A 17,197-nucleotide genomic window follows, 5' to 3' on the forward strand; every position below is an offset into this window, starting at 1 on the left:
GTTCCATGGATCTGTTTCAAGGCGCCGAGTCTCTCATGAGGATGAGCGCCGGCACGTGGGCGCGCCATGCCAATCCGTGGAGTGTCTACACGCGTCTGGCTGCCAGCCTGCCCACTTTCCTTGCCATCTGGAGCATTCACTGGATTGGTTGGCTGGCCATTTTGCCAATTGGTTTCATGGCAGTTTGGACTTTCCTCAATCCGCGGATCTTTGCAGCACCTGCAAACGCCGAGAGCTGGGCTGCGCGCGGCGTCTTGGGAGAGCGTGCGTTTTTGAACCGAAAGAAGATCCCGATACCACCCGAACATCTTTTGTTTGGTTACCTAACCACCGGGTGCTGCGGTATGTTCATGATCGTCGTCGTCTGGGCGTTTTTTGCCTCCATGTTCTGGTGGGCATTGACAGCTTGGCTGGGGGTCGTGCTTTCGAAAGTCTGGTTTGTCGATCGCATGGCCTGGCTTTGGAACGACGTCAAAGGATCTCACCCGGTCTACATCGCCTGGGCAAATGCCGACTGGTCGAAAACACTCTGAAACCGGACGTACGCTAAATTGTGTCAGTCCTTCTTGCGCAGTCTGATCAACCCTTCCTGGGCTGTGGAGGCAACCAGTTTGCCTTCCATTGTGAACAGTGAACCTCGATTCAAGCCGCGCGAGCCGGATGAGGATACGCTGTCAGTCGCATAAAGCAGCCATTCATCCGCGCGGAACGGATGATGAAACCACATGGCGTGATCGAGACTGGCGGCCTGGATCTTCGGACTGAATACGGATGTTCCGTGAGGGAACAGGGACGTGTCGAGAAGTGTCATGTCGGATGCATAGGCGAGCACGCATTGATGAATGCGTTCGTCATCGGGAAGCCTGTCAGTTGCGCGCACCCAGACATACTGTTTCGGCGGCAGGGGCTTTTTGCTGAAGTAATGCGTCAGCTCGACAGGCCGCATTTCAATCGGCCGCTCGCGCTCCCAGTAGCGCCGGACGTTTTCCGGCGCGACCGCAAGGAATTTGTCCTTCATTTCCTGATCGCTCGGCAACTCGTCCGGCTTCGGAACGTCCGGCATGTCGATCTGGTGTTCAAGCCCCTTTTCCTGCAGCTGAAAAGATGCGGACATGGAAAAGATCGCCTCGCCATGCTGGATTGCAACGACCCTTCGCGTGGTAAAACTGCCGCCGTCCCTGATCCTGTCGACTTCGTATATGATCGGAACCTGCGGGTCACCGGGGCGGAGAAAATATCCATGCAGGGAATGAATGTGCCGCTCTTCCACGACCGTCCTCGAAGCCGCCACGAGCGCCTGGCCAATGACCTGGCCGCCGAAGACGCGTTGCCAACCAACTTGCGGACTGCGACCACGGAACAGATTGCTTTCCAGCGGTTCCAGGTCAAGTATCTGGAGAAGATTGTCGACGGCCGTGTTCATCGGTGTGATCCCTGTTACATGAAGCAGCGTGGGCCGCTGCTGGAAATAACGAAACAGATGCGCACTCTTGGACGGGACATGACGTTAAAGTCAAGATGCCTTTGGGGAAGCTGAAGGCCGGGAGAATTGCAGTGGCGAAGAAAAAGGAAAAAGCAGAGATGTTCGACGTCGTGATAGCGGGCGGAGGGTATGTCGGGCTTTCGTTGGCAGTTGCGCTGAAACAAGGCGATCCTGGTCTGAAATGTGCCATCATTGACCCGAAACCCATGGACCAGCTGCACAGGGATCCTCGCGCATCGGCCATAGCAGCTGCCGCTTCCCGCATGCTGACCCAACTGGGCATCTGGGACAAGATTGCGAACGAAGCTCAGCCCATCAATGAAATGATCGTCACGGACAGCAAATTGCGGGACGCTGTGCGCGCGGTGTTTCTGACATTTGACGGAGAGGCGACGGAAGGTGAACCGTTCGCGCACATGATGCCAAACGGCGTCATGATGCCTGCGCTGTTCGAAGCCGCAAACGCCTTGGGTGTTACGTTCTTTGCACCTGGAACGGCTGAGACCTTTCGGACTCTGGCCGACCATTCCGAGCTTGAGCTTCAGGACGGCACGACCCTGAAAGGCCGAGTGCTGGTCGCTGCCGATGGTGTCCGTTCCAAACTGCGCGATCTTGCCGGTATCCGGACCGTGAACTGGGACTACGGCCAGTCGGGGATCGTAACGACTGTCAAGCATGAGCGGCCGCATAACGGCCGGGCCGAAGAGCACTTTCTGCCCGCGGGCCCGTTCGCCATCCTGCCGTTGCCAGGAAACCGGTCCTCGCTTGTGTGGACCGAAAAGACTGCGGACGCGGAAAGGCTGGTACGGTCGGACGAATTCACTTTCGAGCTCGAGCTGGAACGGCGCTTTGGCCACCATCTCGGCAAGCTGGAGGTCGAAGGCCCGCGGCGCGCCTATCCACTTGGCCTCAAACTCGCACGCGATTTCGTGAAGCCGAGATTTGCGCTGATCGGGGATGCGGCACACGGTATTCACCCGATTGCGGGTCAAGGCCTCAATCTTGGCTTCAAGGATGTGGCAGCGCTGGCAGAAGTGCTGGTAGATGCGCGCCGCCTTGGCCAGGATATCGGTGGCTTTGACGTTCTGGAGAGATATCAACGCTGGCGCAGGTTCGACACATTCCAGATGGGTGTGGTGACAGACGTGTTGAATCGCCTCTTTTCCAACGACAATGACATGCTGCGGGCCGTGAGAGACCTGGGTCTCGGACTGGTCGACCGGATGCCGCGTCTGAAAAACCAGTTCATCAAGGAAGCGGCAGGCTTTGCCGGTCCGGTTCCAAAATTGCTTTCCGGGGAACCAATCTGATAGGACTTGCAGAGCCAGCGGCGGCCGTGCCGCCCGTTTTGGTTTTTAGCGATTGGATCTGCGCTGAATGAGTGACTTGCCTGAGGGTTATACTGCGCCCCGCTCCATTCTGATCACCGGATGCTCGTCGGGTATTGGCGCGGAGGCAGCGCATATTCTGCGCGGCAGGAACTGGCGGGTTATTCCAACGGCGCGAAAGCAAGAGGATGTCGACAGGCTGGCGGCTCTCGGTTTCGAAGCGCTTCGGCTCGACTATGAGGATCCTTCGAGTATCCGCGCGAGCGTCGATGCCGCGTTGAGCCTGACGGAAGGCAAGCTTGACGCAGTGTTCAACAACGGCGCCTACGCCGTTCCAGGAGCTCTGGAAGACATTCCAACGGATGCACTCAGGGCTTTGTTCGAGGCAAATTTTATCGGCTGGCACGATCTGACGCGTCAGGTCATCCCGGCAATGCGTGCGAATCGATCGGGACGCATAGTTCAATGTTCTTCGGTTCTCGGTTTTGTCGCGCTCAAGTTTCGCGGGGCCTACACCGCATCCAAATTTGCGGTCGAAGCGTATACGGACACATTGCGGCAGGAGCTCAAGGGCAGTGGATTGCATGTGTCGCTTATTGAACCGGGACCAATCGACACCCGGTTCACACAGAACACGCTCGCCAATTTCGATCGCTGGATCGGGGAAGAGGGGTTGAAGTCTTCCGTTTTCGCGGAGACGTACAAAAAACGGCGTGTGCGCATGGAATCGGGCGAACCCGGTCCTTTCAAGCTGCCGGCGGGTTCCGTCGTGAAACGGCTCATACATGCAGTGGAAGCCAAGCGGCCGAAAGCGCGATATCATGTTACCGTTCCGACAACCGTCATGGCTGCCGCGAAGCGTGTGCTTCCAACCGGGCTTCTCGACACATTCTGTATAAGGGCCGCTGACGCGGAAGAATAACAAAGGGCACGACGCATCCAAGTGGTGGCCCGACGAGGAAATGAAATGGCGGAATTCATCAATATTCTCATTCCCATCGGCATGGCCGCGGTGGCGATCGTGCTATTGCTAGGAATCTGGAACATGTTCAGAAACGGGCCCGCAAACCGGTCGCAACTGCTGATGCGATGGCGGGTTGGATTGCAGTTTCTGGTAGTTGTCCTCGTCATGGGTGGGCTCTACTTCTTCGGTTCGGGCAACTGAAACGAGAGCGCTGATGCGAGGGGATGGGAAGAAATGGTTGTTTTGAACAAGATCTACACAAAGACCGGTGATGACGGCACGACCGCATTGGGAACAGGGGAACGGCGGCCAAAGAACGATCTTCGGATTGAGGCCTACGGAACGGTCGACGAAACCAACGCGGTGGTTGGTCTGGTAAGGCTTCATGTTGCCGACACAGCACCTGCTATCGACAATGTGCTGAATCGAATCCAGAACGACCTTTTCGATCTCGGCGCCGATCTGGCGACTCCCGAAACAGATCAGGACCTCGGGTACGAACCGCTTCGCATCACGGACAGCCAGGTGACTGCGATCGAAGCCGCCATTGATGACCTGAATTCAGATCTTTCTCCGCTCAGATCCTTCGTTTTGCCAGGCGGAAGCGCAGCGTCCACTCATCTTCATCTTGCCCGAACAGTTTCACGCCGCGCCGAGCGGTTGATGGTTGAGCTTTCTTCTGTGGAAAACATCAATCCGGCGGCCGTTCGCTACATGAACCGCCTGTCGGACTACTTTTTCGTGGCTTCGCGTTACCTGAATGACAAGGGCGAGAACGACGTTCTCTGGGTCCCGGGCAAGAATCGCTAGGACGACGCGCATGTGGGCAGGGGTTTCATAGCGGCATGTTCATTCCGCTTCACGATCACAATCAGCTGGAGCATGTTCCGCGGCCCTATGTGAACCTGGCACTCATCGCGGTGAACGTGATCGTTTTTTTCGTTCTTCAGGATGCGGGCAACTATCAAACCGTCAACGCATCATCGATATCGCACGGACTGATCCCGGTCGTCCTGTTCGATATCCGTGAACTGGCGCCACAGTTTCAGGTTCTGCCCGACTGGATGTCACTGATTACCTATGCCTTTCTGCATGGCAATTTCATGCATCTCATTGGAAACATGCTGTTTTTGTGGGTTTTTGGTGACAATGTGGAAGACGCAATGGGGCACGGCCGCTATCTTGCCTTTTACATCATCTGCGCAATTGTTTCCGGATTGGCCTACGCGTTGCTCGATTTGAATTCGGACATGCCGCTGATTGGCGCTTCAGGCGCGGTGTCCGGTGTCGTTGCGGCCTATCTGATGCTTCATCCAAAGGTCAAAGTATGGGTTCTGGCCCTCGGACGCATACCCTTGCGTCTGTCTGCGCAATGGCTGCTCGGCGCGTGGGTGCTATACCAGATCTACAATGCCGTTGCTTTTCCTGAAAGCCAGGTGGCCTGGATCGCCCATGTCGGCGGCTTGGTTGCGGGAGCGATTCTGGTGGTGTTTTTCAGACGCAAAGGCGTGCCGCTATTTGACAAAAATCTTGGCTAGGTGGCTCAGGCGGATTTCCAGACCGCATTTCCGGTACGACACGCCACGCCTTCGCGGTTCAGGGACTTTCCGGATGCAAGCACAATGCTTTCGGTGTAGGAACGGCAATACGTTCCTTCCGATGTCTTCCATGTTTTGAGGGGGGTAACCGAGCCACTGACGCCGCTTTGAGGATTTTGCCAGCGCGTCGCTTGGCCTGAAAGAGACTTTTCAAGCGCTGTTTGAAGCTTTTCATTGGCGATTGTTTTGTCAGACGTCTGCAAAGTAGACGAGACTGTTGGAACAAGCGGTTCCGTTTTCTCCTGAGCGGAGATCATTGTGCAAGAAGGTGTTGCTGCCAAACACGCTACCGCAAGCACGACCCTTGCTGGGAGCAAATTACCGTAATTTCGCAATTGGATCCCGCCTCTTGGATCTAACGCCAGCCGTTCTGTATCGCCTCCCTTTCTTGGCTTCTGGACAAAGCACCGCCGGAAGGCTCACTGTCGCCCCTGAACTGGGCGCCCCCAAAGATACGATCTACCAGACCGTCAGATCTAGACTTTTCTGAGGCAGATTGTTTTGAATTTCCACCGGAATTTGATTGAGCCTGTCGTTGCGCTTCTTTGCGTCTTTCATCAGCAGAGCTTTCACCGCCCCCACCGGAGCCGCCGCTCGCGCCGCCTCCGCCTGAACCACCACCCGAATTGCCGCCTGAACCACCGCCGGAGCCGCCCCCGCCTTTTCCGCCGCCGGAGCTGCCACCGCCACCATCTCCGGATTGCGCAGCCGCGGCGATGGTGTCTTTCATGTCAAACAAGGGGCTAAAGAAGACAAAAGAGAACACCAACGCCGAGGCCGCAACGCTCGGCAGAACGCGGAACATCGCAGAGAGGCGGTCTTGCAATGAATTCTGACGAGCGTGTTTCATTAGTTTCCAGCTTTTCGGCAATTTGTTATCTTGTCTTTGCACAGGAGTGGACTATTCCTCTCGCACACACAACACGCGGCGTTCTCACTTCTTCCGCAACATAAATCAAAAAAAGTCGGGATTGAAAGATCAGTTTACGTGTTGTCCCTCTGAGAGCGGTTTTGCGGAGAACTTCTTGTCTGATGAAGCACTGAAAACGGAGATGATCCGTTTGCTCCCAAAGTTGAGGAGTTTTGCGCTAAGATTGTGCCGGAACCCGGATCAGGCGGATGATCTGGTGCAAACAACGTGCGAGCGTGCGATCCGGTCACTGGACCAGTTCGATCCTGCAACCCGTCTCGACAGCTGGATGTTTCGTATCCTGCAGAACCTTTATTTTAATTCTGTGAGGGACGGTGCCAATCGGGCCCGTTTGTTTGATTTGGCAATGATGGATTTTGAAGAAAGTTATGATGGCGCCAAGGCAGCTGCCAGCAGCCTCGAGTTGCAGAAAGTTCAGTCTTTCATAGGGCAGCTTGAGGAAGACAACCGCGAGGTGCTGCTGAAAATAGCCATCGAGGGGCAAAGTTATAAGGATGTTGCCGCAGAATTGGGCGTTCCGATCGGGACGGTAACCAGCCGATTGGCCAGGGCCCGCCTGAAACTGAGAGAATTTCTTGAAGCGAACAATGCTTCGACCGGGGTCACATTACGCAGCATGCCAGGAGGTGTGTCATGACGTTTCACGAAAAGCGCGAACAGATCGTGTTGGCGGAAAGTATCGGCAAGATCCTTGATGGGGAAGCAAGCGCCGAAGAGCGCGGCGACCTGCAGAAGGAAATTGACGTATCGGACGGAGGCGCAAGCCTCATGCGCTCTCTGGCAGAAGACAATGCGCTTTTGCAAAGCGCGATACCGGCGGATGTTCCAGAAGCAAGCATGGCGCGTTTCCGCGACATGATTGATCAGGAATTCGAAAAACGCGACGTGGTTCCGCTGCCACGGTCGCAACCGTTCTGGTCAAGCCCGATGGTGCAGATCGCTGCAAGCGTGGTGCTTGTCGCCGGAACGTTCCTGTTCACCGCATTCTGGATGCAGTCGCGCATGGATAATGCCGTGGCGTCTCTTGCGGCACACATGGAAACGGAACGCATTCTGCTTGCGCAGACCGTGCAGGAAGCTCTGGAAACGCGTGTCAGCGGCGAACCGGTCTATATTGGACAGGAAGGCGCGTGGACAGACGTTCTCACCCCGATCAAGACCTATAAGAGCAAGAGCGGACACTGGTGCCGCGAGTATGTGCGCCAGACAACGTTTGGCGGTCTCGACCTGACCATTCAAGGCACCGCCTGCAGAGACGAAAACGGTACCTGGACAACCGTGTTCGCTGAGCCTGTTTCGGATAAGTTCTCTCCCCAAACCGAAGAAACCGGCATTTAACGTAATTTCAGAGGCTTCGTGGAAGACGGTGGGTTGCTTTCCCACCGTCGTAAAACGCCTTGGATTATCATCATTGCGACGCATGTTTTTCCATGCCCGGCAATTTCTGGCGTTGCGCCCAATAGCGTAATTGACAGCTGCCCTGCTGGTAAGTACCGTCCCGCGCCATGCGCCACGATTGGCTAGTTTCCGCCGTTTGTGACCAAAGGTCGCATCAGCGGACGCACCAGGTAATGCGGTGCGGTGCAAACCGCCCAGGAAGAGGTTGAGACCAAATGAAGATCCTTGTGCCCGTTAAGCGGGTCATCGACTACAACGTGAAAGTCCGCGTCAAGGCGGACGGTTCGGGCGTCGATCTTGCCAACGTCAAGATGTCGATGAACCCGTTCGACGAAATCTCGGTGGAAGAAGCCCTGCGCCTCAAAGAGGCGGGCAAGGCAAGCGAAGTCATCGTTGTGTCCGTCGGTCCGCAGCAGGCGACCGAAACTCTGCGGACGGGTCTGGCAATGGGGGCCGATCGCGGCATCCTCGTGAAGACAGACGAGACCACAGAACCTCTGGCCGTCGCAAAGATCCTCAAGGCGATCGTGGAAGCCGAAGAGCCTGGACTGGTCATCGTCGGCAAACAGGCGATCGATGACGACTGCAACCAGACCGGACAGATGCTGTCTGCGCTTCTGGGCTGGAGCCAGGGAACGTTCGCGTCCAATATCGATCTTGGCGAAGGCACAGCGGATGTGACCCGTGAAGTCGATGGCGGTCTGCAGACGGTTAAGCTGAAACTTCCGGCGATTGTGACCACGGACCTTCGGCTGAACGAACCGCGCTATGCGTCCTTGCCGAACATCATGAAGGCCAAGAAAAAGCCGATCGATGAGAAAACGCCGGAAGACTACGGCGTCGATATCTCACCCCGACTCACCGTTGTCACGACGAGCGAACCGCCGGCACGCGAGGCAGGCATCAAAGTCGGGTCGATTGGCGAATTGGTCGACAAACTGAAAAACGAGGCCGGCGTCCTTTAGGGCCCGTCGCAGGAGGAAGAAAAAATGACAACACTTCTTGTGGCCGAACATGCCGGCGGCGCATTGAATGACGCAACCGCCAAGGCCCTGACCGCTGCTGCAGCGCTCGGATCCGACGTTCACGTGCTGGTCGCCGGCAAGGGCGTTCAGGGCGTTGCCGAAGAGGCTGCCAAGCTGAGCGGCGTTGCAAAAGTTCTGATCGCGGAAAGTGATGCGCTTGAGCATCAGCTTGCCGAGCCCACGGCCGACCTGATTGTCGGCATGGCCGATGATTATGGTGCAATCGTTGCGCCGGCAACGGCAAACGGCAAGAATACGCTGCCCCGCGTCGCTGCCCTTCTCGACGTGATGCAGATTTCCGACATCACAGCCGTGATCGACGCGGAGACGTTTGAACGTCCGATTTACGCCGGAAACGCGATCCAGACCGTCAAGTCCGGTGACCCGAAGAAAGTCATCACTGTCCGCACATCCACCTTCGCAGCAGCAGAAGAAGGCGGCTCCGCCGCCATCGAAACTGTTGCCGGCAATGACGGATCGGGTCTGTCGGAGTTTGTCGGTGAAGCACTATCGAAATCGGATCGTCCGGAACTCACATCGGCGAAGATCATCATTTCCGGTGGCCGTGCACTCGGTTCGGAAGAAAAGTTCCAGGAAGTGATCATGCCGGTCGCCGACGCGCTTGGCGCTGCGGTCGGTGCGTCCCGCGCAGCCGTTGATGCCGGTTATGCCCCGAACGACTGGCAGGTCGGGCAGACAGGCAAGGTCGTTGCCCCTGATCTTTATATTGCCTGCGGCATTTCCGGTGCGATCCAGCACCTTGCGGGCATGAAGGACTCCAAGGTGATCGTGGCGATCAACAAGGACGAGGAAGCGCCGATTTTCCAGGTGGCGGATTACGGTCTTGTTGCCGATCTGTTCGACGTATTGCCCGATTTGAAGGCTGCCGTAGAGTAAGACCTGCGGCAAATTGATCACGAACCCCGGGGTGAATGCGAGTTTTCGCTCCGGGGTTCTTGCTGTTCGGCTCAAGACTTGCCAAAAATAGCCGCGACCCGGTCGGCCGGGATGTGTCTCATATACGGAAGTTCAGGATGGCAGTCGAAATCAAAAAAATCGGCGTGATTGGCTCAGGTCAAATGGGCAGTGGTATTGCGCATGTTTGCGCACTTGCCGGCTTCGACGTTGGATTGAGCGACATTTCGATGGAGCGAATCGAGTCCGGGCTTGCCTCGATCAACGGCAATATGGCGCGCCAGGTAAGCAAATCCCTGATTGCGGAAGAGGAGCGTACGGCCGCACTCGACCGGATTAAGCCGGTGGAGGAACTCGATCTTCTGGCGGACGCAGATCTGGTGATCGAGTCCGCGGTTGAAAATGAACAGGTCAAGCGCAAGATCTTCGCGCAACTGTGTCCGATCCTGAAACCTGAAGCCATTCTGGCGACGAACACGTCGTCAATCTCGATAACACGCCTGGCGGCAACAACCGACCGGCCGGAGCGTTTCATCGGCATTCACTTCATGAACCCTGTGCCGATCATGGATCTGGTCGAACTGGTGCGCGGAATCGCCACGGAAGACGAAACGTTCGAGGCTTCAAAGCAGTTTTGCGTGCGTCTGGGCAAGCAGATTGCGGTGGCTGAAGATTTCCCGGCCTTCATGGTCAACCGCATTCTTCTGCCGATGATCAACGAGGCAATTTATACGCTCTATGAGGGCGTGGGATCGGTCGAATCAATCGACAAAGCCATGCGGCTGGGGGCAAACCACCCGATGGGCCCATTGCAACTTGCAGATTTCATCGGCCTCGACACCTGCCTTTCGATCATGCAAGTGCTGTATGAAGGCCTTGCCGACACGAAATATCGTCCTTGCCCGCTTTTGGTGAAGTACGTTGAAGCCGGTTGGCTTGGGCGCAAGACACAGCGCGGTTTTTACGATTATCGTGGTGAGACGCCTGTCCCGACCAGGTAAAGTTTATGAATCTTGCCCGATTTTGCCTGGCTGGAGCCGATGTGGACCCAGCAAAAGTCGCGCTGGAGGTCATCGGGCCGGGAGGTGAGGTTCACGAAACCTGGACCTTTGGGGTGCTCAAAGAGAAAGTCCTGTCTGTTGCGGCCGGTCTGCGGTCCGCGGGCCTGACAACCGGTGACCGGATCCTTCTGAGAATCGGGCATAGCAGCGATTTTCCGCTGATGTATTTCGGAGCAATCGCCGGCGGATACGTTCCTGTCCCCACATCCGGTCAGCTGACCGAAGCTGAAGCGACCGGTATTCTCGCCGATAGCGGTGCGAAGCTCGTTCTGCACGACGGGTCCGTGCTGCCTCCCGACGCAGGCGACATACCCGTTTGGGGTGCCCCCCAGATAAACGACCTCAAATCCTCAAAACCTGGCACGTTTGCCGATTCCGGCGACGACGATCCGGCCTTCCTGATCTATACATCGGGAACAAGCGGCACGCCCAAGGGTGTCTTGCATGCCCATCGCGCCGGACAAGCCCGTCTGTCGGCGCATGAGGGCTGGATCGGATTGCGCGAAGATGACCGGCTCTTGCATGCCGGCGCTTTCAATTGGAGTTACACTCTCACCGTCGGGCTCATCGATCCATGGATCAAGGGCGCGACCAGCGTCATTTACCAGGGGCCGCGTGATCCGGCGGTTTGGCCAGACCTTCTTGAAAGCAGCAACGCGACACTCTTCGCCGCGGTTCCAAGTCTCTATCGAAGGATCCTGAAATACGGAGATGTCACTCAATCATCGTTTCCGTCACTACGCCACGGTCTGACGGCAGGTGAAGGGCTTTCGGCGGAACTCTACGGGGATTGGCGGGCGCGGACCGGCCGCGAGCTTTATGAAGCGCTCGGGATGAGCGAAGTTTCGACCTATCTGTCGAGCGGGCCTTCCGTGAGGGTGAAACCGGGTGCGACCGGCAAACCGCAGCCTGGCAGAAAGGTCGCCCTTTTAAGAGACGACTCAGACAAAATCGAATTTGCGGAAGCGAACGAGACCGGGTTGCTCTGCGTTCATCGGGAGGAGTTGGGTCTCATGCTTGAATACTGGCAGCGTCCAGAGGAGACCAAGGCCGCGTTTCACGGTGACTGGTTCGTCACCGGTGACCGGATGCGTGCCGATTGCGACGGATACTTCTGGTATGAGGGCCGCGCCGACGATCTGATGAATGCTTTCGGCTACCGGGTCGCTCCGGAAGAGGTTGAGCGTGTGCTCGCAGCGCACGGAAGCGTGCACGAAGTTGCAGTGACGGAAACCGAAGTACGGCCGGATGTCAGCCTGATCACGGCTTTTGTCGTCCCGCGTGATCCGACCGCTTTTGATGCGGACGACCTCGGCGCCTACGCGTCACGTCATCTTGCGGACTACAAGCGGCCGAAGGTTTACAAGGTCCTCGAACAACTTCCCAGGACTCCATCGGGCAAGGTGCGGCGCAAGGATCTGGGACGTGCGGACGTGAAAAATCCCTAAAATTCCACTTGGCAAAAAAAGAAACTGTTTACGCTTGCTTAAGTGTGAAACCGGTAGGGTGCTCCTAGGTTTGGGGAGTATCCATGGACAGCGCAGGCATAGCCGGCACATTTGCAGCAACGTCACAGGCGCAGACTAACCAGGTGCTGCAGTCTGAAATGCTGAAGATCGCTGCGCAACAGGACGCGAACATCGTTGCCCTGCTTCAGGAAGGTGCGTCCAATCTGCAATCATCTCAAGCAGCACCGCCCCCGGGTCTTGGTGCCACAGTCGACGTGACAGCCTGACGCCTGGCGCGCGCACCGATTTCGTTAATCTGCCTCGATATTTTTACCTGAAACATGAGCGTTCGGCTTTCCCGCGACATTGCATGCCTCTGTGTGCGTGGAAGACCCGATCAACACAGCAATCCGAATAGTTGATTTATCTCAGTCTTCTAAGCGATTTTGTTTTCGATTTTAAATAAATTTTCTCAAATACATTAGGTTTGTGTAGATTACGCTAAACATTTACGGCTGGAATTTACAATTCAATTCAGTCATCTGGTGCACAATGCATACAAGTCGCACCTTGTCTCAGGATCTATGATGACTGAAGTCGCAGCACATTCAACCGCCCGGGCCTTCCAGCCTGCTCTCGGTACGCCCCGTACCGAGAAGGTCGCTGAGCAGGTAAAGGTCCTGAGCGCGCGACAGTCTGAGGCTGCGGCCGAGGCAGTGCAGCGTCAGGCGGAGTTCAGCACAAAACGCGCTGAGTTCCTGAGCGACCAGGCACAGAAGCTGGAGTCGCGTGCCCAGACACGCAACCCGGAGAACGGCCTTGGAGGCCGTCTGGACATCACCGTCTAGAAAGATCGACGAAACGATAAAGGAGTAACGGGTTTGACGAGTGTTTCAGATAGCACATCAGCTTCCTACGACGTTGCAAAGACAAGAAACGAGTTCGCCCTCAACGCCGTCAAGGACCAGGCTGATCAGGAACGTCAGGTCGCCGACCGATTGAACGAAGCGCAGGCAACGCAGGAAGAAGACCGCCGCGAGGCCCGCAAGATCCCGGGCCTTGGCGAGGCCGTCGACATAACAGTCTAGCCTCGCATGAAGACAATCTGTCGAATCAAGGACGCAAGCCTGCGTCTTTCATGGTCTCCGCGGCAACACGTGCGTATTCGCCAACGAACGCGTGGCCTGGAGTTTTTCCGATTAAATTCAACTGCTTGAGTTTATGCTGCTGCAAGTGCGGTCGGAAGCCGGACCTGTTTGACTGTCAGGCGCCCTCTTTCCCTCTTGCGCTTTGAATAAGGTGTTTTGCCTCGCCAGATGCCCATTCGGCCGGACCGTACATGGTTCCGATTTCGCAACCCTCCGGATCAATCAGAATGGTTGTCGGCAAGCCCGTTGCGCGGCTAACCTTTCGCAATTCCTTCAAAAGACCGTTTGAGCTGTCCTGATAAAACGTCAGGTTCGAGATACCTATCTCCTGAAGGAAGTCCTTCGGTTTGTCCGGACCGCCCCGGTCGAGGCTCACGGCGACGACCTCGAATGTCGGGTCTCCCAGATCCGCCTGGAGTTGATCGAGTGCCGGCATTTCCTCGCGGCAAGGCGCACACCAGGTTGCCCAGAGATTGAGAAGGACGGTTTTGTCCTTGAAGTCCGCAAGCGAGATGGTTTCGCCGTCCGAGCCCTTGAATGTGAGCGCGGTGAGGTCAAGTGGCTGGCTTGCGGGCAGGAATGCGGCCACTTCTCCCTTTGCAAACGGTTTTGCGGAGGCTGCGGCAGATAGCGCTGCCGTACAGCTTTGCGCACCGGCAATATTGCCATTCGGACCGGCGATCACGTATAGAGCCGCTACAGCGGCCACCGCGCCTGCGAGCCCTGCGGCAATCATGCCGCGTCTGGAGCTCCTGACGGGTTCGGTTGGCTTATTCATTCGTTCACACCTCGCAAGGGGCGCCTTTTAAAGGACAGGACATGAGCAATCGCATGTGGGGAGGCCGGTTTGCCGAAGGACCGGACGCCATCATGGAGGAAATCAATGCCTCTATCGACTACGACCGGAAGCTATATAGGCAAGACATTGACGGCTCGAAAGCCCATGTGCGCATGCTCGCTGAAAAAGAGATTGTTACCCGCGACGATGCCGACAAGATCGTCGAGGGTCTAGACACAATTCTGTCAGAAATCGAAAAAGGCGACTTCAAGTTTTCGCGCGGGCTTGAAGACATTCACATGAATATCGAAGCGCGTCTGGCCGAGTTGATCGGGCCGGCAGCCGGCAGGCTGCATACCGCGCGCTCGCGGAACGATCAGGTGGCGACCGATTTCCGTCTTTGGGTCCGAGACACGCTCGACACGCTTGACGAGCAGTTGGGCGAACTGATGCAGGTGCTTGCGACAAAGGCGGAAGCCCATGCGGCGGATGTCATGCCTGGTTTCACGCATTTGCAATCCGCTCAGCCCGTGACGTTCGGTCATCACCTGTTGGCCTATGTGGAAATGTTTTCCCGCGATCGCGGCCGCGTTCGGGATGCGCGCAAACGCATGAACGAGTGCCCGCTTGGTTCGGCAGCTCTTGCCGGAACGTCCTTTCCGATCGATCGGAAAATGACCGCCGAGGCGCTCGGGTTCGACCGGCCTGCCGCGAATTCACTGGATGCGGTTTCGGATCGCGACTTTGTCATCGAAGCGTTGGCGGCTGCCTCGCTCACCGCGATGCATCTGTCGCGATTGGCGGAAGAAATCGTTGTCTGGTGCTCAGCTCAATTCGGATTTGTGAAATTGTCCGACAAGTTTTCGACCGGCTCGTCGATCATGCCGCAAAAGAAGAACCCGGACGCAGCTGAACTCGTGCGCGCCAAGACCGGCCGTATCTACGGATCGCTGCAGGCGCTGCTGGTCATGATGAAGGGGCTTCCCCTCGCCTATTCAAAGGATATGCAGGAAGACAAGGAACAGGCGTTCGACGGTCTTGCCAGCATTTCCCTCGCGCTTGCGGCGATGACAGGCATGGTGCGCGATCTTGAGCCGGTTACAAAAAGCATGAAGAAAGCTGCGGGTTCGGGCTATTCCACTGCAACCGATCTGGCAGACTGGCTTGTTCGTGTGCTCGGTATGCCGTTCCGAGACGCTCATCATGTAACGGGCCGGATTGTCGGTCTCGCTGTCGAAAAGGGTATCGAACTGCACAAGGTTCCGCTCGAACACATGCAGCAGGTCGACCCGAAAATTACAGAAGAGGTCTATTCGGTGCTATCGGTCGACAAGTCGGTCCGCAGCCGGACAAGTTTTGGGGGAACAGCGCCGGTCAACGTGCGCAAGCAGGCGCGCCGCTGGCTCAAAGACCTTGCAAAGGCATAGCAAGAACGCGGCCAAAAGCGCATGACGCCTTCAACCGGCCTTGCCGAATGGAGCGCGCCATGCGAGGAGAGAACTGCAGATATGAATTCCAGGAAGGGCACTTAGCGAATGACGACCCGGTTCAAGATCCTGGCGCTGATCGGTCTCTGCCTGAGCCTGACCCTTGCGGGGTGTGGCCGCAAAGGCGATCTGGACGTCCCTGGCACACCAACGGCACCTGAAAACAGCGCGGCCGATCCGGCCGATACGGCTGCAGTTGCGGCCGCTGAGATCGAACCGGAAGTTGATGAAGACCCGTTCTTTCTGGACTTCCTCATCAATTGAAACCGGTATGTTGCGGTTCCGTGCGCGCACCCTGATTTTTAAGAAAACACGACAGCTTGGCGAGGCAAGTCTTGCATCATTTCAATTACAGGAACGGAGCGCTCTACGCTGAAGACGTCGCGGTCGAGGACATCGCCCGCGAAGTCGGGACGCCGTTCTATTGCTATTCGACCGCGACACTGACCCGTCACTATCAGGTGTTTTCTTCAGCTTTTGACGAAATCCCGTCGCTTGTCTGCTATGCGATGAAGGCGAATTCCAATCAGGCGGTCCTGGCGACGCTCGCAAAGCTGGGCGCCGGCATGGACGTGGTATCCGAGGGTGAACTGCGCCGTGCACGCGCCGCAGGTGTGCCCGCCGACCGGATCGTGTTCTCGGGCGTCGGAAAAACCGAAGCGGAGCAGGCCTACGCACTGGAAGAAGACATCTTGTGCTTCAACGTGGAATCGGAACCCGAGTTGCACCAGCTTTCGCGTGTCGCAAGCGAAATGGGCCGGACCGCTCGCGTTTCCATGCGCATCAATCCGGATGTCGATGCCAAGACCCACGCCAAGATCGCGACCGGCAAAGCGGAAAACAAATTCGGCATCCCCTGGCAAAGCGCCCGTGATGTCTACGCACAAGCGGCAAGCCTTCCGGGCATCAAGGTCACCGGTATCGATATGCATATCGGCTCTCAGATCACCGAGCTGGAGCCTTTCGACAACGCGTTTGCCCGCCTCGGCGACCTGATTTCGGACCTGCGTGCGCACGGACACAAGATCGACCATGTCGATCTAGGCGGCGGCCTCGGCATTCCCTATGTCAGCGACAATGACCCGCCACCGCACCCTGACGCCTATGCCGAGGTGGTCAAGAAACACGTTCGGGAGCTTGACTGCACGGTGATGTTCGAGCCGGGTCGCCTGATAGCAGGCAACGCGGGAATTCTGGTCACGAAGGTCATTTACGTAAAGGAGGGCGGCGACAAGACTTTCGTCATCGTGGACGGCGCGATGAACGACCTGATCCGGCCGACCCTTTATGATGCTCACCACGAAATTCGCCCCGTTCAGGAAGACGACGGTAAGAGAGAGCGAATCAGGGCGGATATTGTCGGACCCGTCTGCGAGACGGGCGACTTTCTGGCGCAAGACCGGGACATGGCAAATGTGTCAGCTGGGGATATTCTGGCGATCTATTCTGCAGGCGCCTATGGTGCCGTGCAGTCCAGCACATACAACACACGGTTACTGGTCCCCGAAGTCCTCGTAAACGCTGATCAATTCGCTGTCGTGCGGCCCCGGCAAAGCTATGAAGAGCTCCTTGGCCTGGACCGGATACCGGACTGGCTCAAGGCTTCGTGACGAAATCTGTCCGCAATTAGTTG

General features: G+C 56.8%; 22 protein-coding genes. 18 read left to right on the forward strand and 4 right to left on the reverse strand.

Going from position 1 to position 17,197, the window contains the following annotated elements; all coding sequences use genetic code 11:
- Positions 1–5: 5 nt before the first annotated feature.
- On the forward strand, positions 6–533 hold the full coding sequence (locus Q0915_RS19890; RefSeq protein ID WP_299477708.1) for a DUF6653 family protein: 528 nt from the start codon (positions 6–8) through the stop codon (positions 531–533).
- Between the two features lie 23 nt (positions 534–556).
- Here the strand turns inward: Q0915_RS19890 and tesB are convergent, their stop codons facing one another.
- Positions 557–1,423 (reverse strand): acyl-CoA thioesterase II, encoded by an 867-nt coding sequence (gene tesB, locus Q0915_RS19895; protein WP_299477711.1) that lies wholly within the window; start codon positions 1,421–1,423, stop codon positions 557–559.
- Positions 1,424–1,554: 131 nt separating this feature from the next.
- Here tesB and Q0915_RS19900 point away from each other — a divergent pair, with 131 nt between their 5' ends.
- The 5 genes from Q0915_RS19900 to Q0915_RS19920 all read left to right on the forward strand — a co-directional run bounded on the left by Q0915_RS19900 (position 1,555) and on the right by Q0915_RS19920 (position 5,313).
- Positions 1,555–2,793, forward strand: a complete 1,239-nt coding sequence (locus Q0915_RS19900; RefSeq protein ID WP_299477714.1) for a ubiquinone biosynthesis hydroxylase — start codon at positions 1,555–1,557, stop codon at positions 2,791–2,793.
- Positions 2,794–2,860: 67 nt separating this feature from the next.
- Positions 2,861–3,733, forward strand: a complete 873-nt coding sequence (locus tag Q0915_RS19905; RefSeq protein WP_299477717.1) for an SDR family NAD(P)-dependent oxidoreductase — start codon at positions 2,861–2,863, stop codon at positions 3,731–3,733.
- Between the two features lie 45 nt (positions 3,734–3,778).
- Complete coding sequence (locus Q0915_RS19910) at positions 3,779–3,976, forward strand: twin transmembrane helix small protein (protein WP_299477720.1); 198 nt, start codon at positions 3,779–3,781, stop codon at positions 3,974–3,976.
- A gap of 33 nt (positions 3,977–4,009) precedes the next feature.
- Positions 4,010–4,585 carry a cob(I)yrinic acid a,c-diamide adenosyltransferase gene (locus tag Q0915_RS19915; RefSeq protein ID WP_299477723.1) on the forward strand — a complete coding sequence of 192 codons (576 nt, stop codon included), beginning with the start codon at positions 4,010–4,012 and terminating at the stop codon, positions 4,583–4,585.
- A gap of 35 nt (positions 4,586–4,620) precedes the next feature.
- Positions 4,621–5,313: a rhomboid family intramembrane serine protease gene (locus tag Q0915_RS19920; protein ID WP_299477726.1), complete on the forward strand. Its 693-nt coding sequence runs from the start codon at positions 4,621–4,623 to the stop codon at positions 5,311–5,313.
- Between the two features lie 5 nt (positions 5,314–5,318).
- On the opposite strand, the gene Q0915_RS19925 is transcribed toward Q0915_RS19920, so the two are convergent.
- Together Q0915_RS19925 and Q0915_RS19930 are read right to left on the reverse strand one after the other, a co-directional pair.
- Entirely contained in the window at positions 5,319–5,630 is a 312-nt protein-coding gene (locus Q0915_RS19925; protein WP_299479116.1) for an RT0821/Lpp0805 family surface protein, read from the reverse strand.
- 202 nt (positions 5,631–5,832) lie between these two features.
- The gene (locus Q0915_RS19930; protein ID WP_299477729.1) at positions 5,833–6,057 is read right to left on the reverse strand and encodes a hypothetical protein; all 225 of its coding nucleotides are present in this window, start codon (positions 6,055–6,057) and stop codon (positions 5,833–5,835) included.
- A 368-nt stretch (positions 6,058–6,425) separates the two neighbouring features.
- Here Q0915_RS19930 and Q0915_RS19935 point away from each other — a divergent pair, with 368 nt between their 5' ends.
- From Q0915_RS19935 to Q0915_RS19975, 9 genes are all read left to right on the forward strand, one after another.
- On the forward strand, positions 6,426–6,941 hold the full coding sequence (locus tag Q0915_RS19935) for a sigma-70 family RNA polymerase sigma factor (protein WP_299479119.1): 516 nt from the start codon (positions 6,426–6,428) through the stop codon (positions 6,939–6,941).
- Entirely contained in the window at positions 6,938–7,642 is a 705-nt protein-coding gene (locus Q0915_RS19940; protein ID WP_299477732.1) for a hypothetical protein, read from the forward strand. The genes Q0915_RS19935 and Q0915_RS19940 overlap by 4 nt, the downstream gene beginning before the upstream one ends.
- 275 nt (positions 7,643–7,917) lie before the next feature.
- Complete coding sequence (locus Q0915_RS19945; protein WP_299477735.1) at positions 7,918–8,667, forward strand: electron transfer flavoprotein subunit beta/FixA family protein; 750 nt, start codon at positions 7,918–7,920, stop codon at positions 8,665–8,667.
- Positions 8,668–8,691: 24 nt separating this feature from the next.
- The gene (locus Q0915_RS19950; protein ID WP_299477738.1) at positions 8,692–9,624 is read left to right on the forward strand and encodes an FAD-binding protein; all 933 of its coding nucleotides are present in this window, start codon (positions 8,692–8,694) and stop codon (positions 9,622–9,624) included.
- A gap of 137 nt (positions 9,625–9,761) precedes the next feature.
- Complete coding sequence (locus Q0915_RS19955; protein WP_299477741.1) at positions 9,762–10,643, forward strand: 3-hydroxybutyryl-CoA dehydrogenase; 882 nt, start codon at positions 9,762–9,764, stop codon at positions 10,641–10,643.
- A 41-nt stretch (positions 10,644–10,684) separates the two neighbouring features.
- On the forward strand, positions 10,685–12,151 hold the full coding sequence (locus tag Q0915_RS19960) for an AMP-binding protein (protein ID WP_366525302.1): 1,467 nt from the start codon (positions 10,685–10,687) through the stop codon (positions 12,149–12,151).
- Positions 12,152–12,234: 83 nt separating this feature from the next.
- A complete protein-coding gene (locus Q0915_RS19965; RefSeq protein ID WP_299477746.1) occupies positions 12,235–12,438 on the forward strand; it encodes a hypothetical protein in 204 nt (67 codons plus the stop codon).
- Between the two features lie 300 nt (positions 12,439–12,738).
- The gene (locus Q0915_RS19970) at positions 12,739–12,999 is read left to right on the forward strand and encodes a hypothetical protein (protein ID WP_299477749.1); all 261 of its coding nucleotides are present in this window, start codon (positions 12,739–12,741) and stop codon (positions 12,997–12,999) included.
- 33 nt (positions 13,000–13,032) lie between these two features.
- Entirely contained in the window at positions 13,033–13,239 is a 207-nt protein-coding gene (locus Q0915_RS19975) for a hypothetical protein (RefSeq protein ID WP_299477752.1), read from the forward strand.
- A gap of 175 nt (positions 13,240–13,414) precedes the next feature.
- Here the strand turns inward: Q0915_RS19975 and Q0915_RS19980 are convergent, their stop codons facing one another.
- A complete protein-coding gene (locus Q0915_RS19980) occupies positions 13,415–14,077 on the reverse strand; it encodes a TlpA disulfide reductase family protein (protein ID WP_299477754.1) in 663 nt (220 codons plus the stop codon).
- A gap of 41 nt (positions 14,078–14,118) precedes the next feature.
- On the opposite strand from Q0915_RS19980, the gene argH reads away from it, so the two are divergent.
- The 3 genes from argH to lysA all read left to right on the forward strand — a co-directional run bounded on the left by argH (position 14,119) and on the right by lysA (position 17,174).
- On the forward strand, positions 14,119–15,504 hold the full coding sequence (argH, locus tag Q0915_RS19985; protein WP_299477756.1) for an argininosuccinate lyase: 1,386 nt from the start codon (positions 14,119–14,121) through the stop codon (positions 15,502–15,504).
- Positions 15,505–15,612: 108 nt separating this feature from the next.
- Positions 15,613–15,828 carry a lipoprotein gene (locus tag Q0915_RS19990; RefSeq protein ID WP_299477758.1) on the forward strand — a complete coding sequence of 72 codons (216 nt, stop codon included), beginning with the start codon at positions 15,613–15,615 and terminating at the stop codon, positions 15,826–15,828.
- Between the two features lie 71 nt (positions 15,829–15,899).
- Positions 15,900–17,174 carry a diaminopimelate decarboxylase gene (gene lysA, locus Q0915_RS19995; RefSeq protein ID WP_299477760.1) on the forward strand — a complete coding sequence of 425 codons (1,275 nt, stop codon included), beginning with the start codon at positions 15,900–15,902 and terminating at the stop codon, positions 17,172–17,174.
- Positions 17,175–17,197: the final 23 nt, after the last annotated feature.

This window comes from uncultured Roseibium sp. (assembly GCF_947494555.1).
In the GTDB taxonomy this organism is placed as follows: Bacteria; Pseudomonadota; Alphaproteobacteria; order Rhizobiales; family Stappiaceae; genus Roseibium.

What these genes read in the sequence shown, in the direction of transcription:
- Q0915_RS19910 (WP_299477720.1), top strand. Translation starts at nt 3,779, where the DNA reads ATGGCGGAATTCATCAATATTCTCATTCCCATCGGCATGGCCGCGGTG.
- Q0915_RS19915 (WP_299477723.1), top strand. Translation starts at nt 4,010, where the DNA reads ATGGTTGTTTTGAACAAGATCTACACAAAGACCGGTGATGACGGCACG.
- Q0915_RS19935 (WP_299479119.1), top strand. Translation starts at nt 6,426, where the DNA reads ATGATCCGTTTGCTCCCAAAGTTGAGGAGTTTTGCGCTAAGATTGTGC.
- Q0915_RS19980 (WP_299477754.1), bottom strand. Translation starts at nt 14,077, where the DNA reads ATGAATAAGCCAACCGAACCCGTCAGGAGCTCCAGACGCGGCATGATT.
- Q0915_RS19945 (WP_299477735.1), top strand. Translation starts at nt 7,918, where the DNA reads ATGAAGATCCTTGTGCCCGTTAAGCGGGTCATCGACTACAACGTGAAA.
- Q0915_RS19925 (WP_299479116.1), bottom strand. Translation starts at nt 5,630, where the DNA reads ATGATCTCCGCTCAGGAGAAAACGGAACCGCTTGTTCCAACAGTCTCG.
- argH (WP_299477756.1), top strand. Translation starts at nt 14,119, where the DNA reads ATGAGCAATCGCATGTGGGGAGGCCGGTTTGCCGAAGGACCGGACGCC.
- Q0915_RS19905 (WP_299477717.1), top strand. Translation starts at nt 2,861, where the DNA reads ATGAGTGACTTGCCTGAGGGTTATACTGCGCCCCGCTCCATTCTGATC.
- Q0915_RS19920 (WP_299477726.1), top strand. Translation starts at nt 4,621, where the DNA reads ATGTTCATTCCGCTTCACGATCACAATCAGCTGGAGCATGTTCCGCGG.
- Q0915_RS19990 (WP_299477758.1), top strand. Translation starts at nt 15,613, where the DNA reads ATGACGACCCGGTTCAAGATCCTGGCGCTGATCGGTCTCTGCCTGAGC.
- Q0915_RS19940 (WP_299477732.1), top strand. Translation starts at nt 6,938, where the DNA reads ATGACGTTTCACGAAAAGCGCGAACAGATCGTGTTGGCGGAAAGTATC.
- Q0915_RS19965 (WP_299477746.1), top strand. Translation starts at nt 12,235, where the DNA reads ATGGACAGCGCAGGCATAGCCGGCACATTTGCAGCAACGTCACAGGCG.
- Q0915_RS19955 (WP_299477741.1), top strand. Translation starts at nt 9,762, where the DNA reads ATGGCAGTCGAAATCAAAAAAATCGGCGTGATTGGCTCAGGTCAAATG.
- tesB (WP_299477711.1), bottom strand. Translation starts at nt 1,423, where the DNA reads ATGAACACGGCCGTCGACAATCTTCTCCAGATACTTGACCTGGAACCG.
- Q0915_RS19970 (WP_299477749.1), top strand. Translation starts at nt 12,739, where the DNA reads ATGACTGAAGTCGCAGCACATTCAACCGCCCGGGCCTTCCAGCCTGCT.
- Q0915_RS19950 (WP_299477738.1), top strand. Translation starts at nt 8,692, where the DNA reads ATGACAACACTTCTTGTGGCCGAACATGCCGGCGGCGCATTGAATGAC.
- Q0915_RS19890 (WP_299477708.1), top strand. Translation starts at nt 6, where the DNA reads ATGGATCTGTTTCAAGGCGCCGAGTCTCTCATGAGGATGAGCGCCGGC.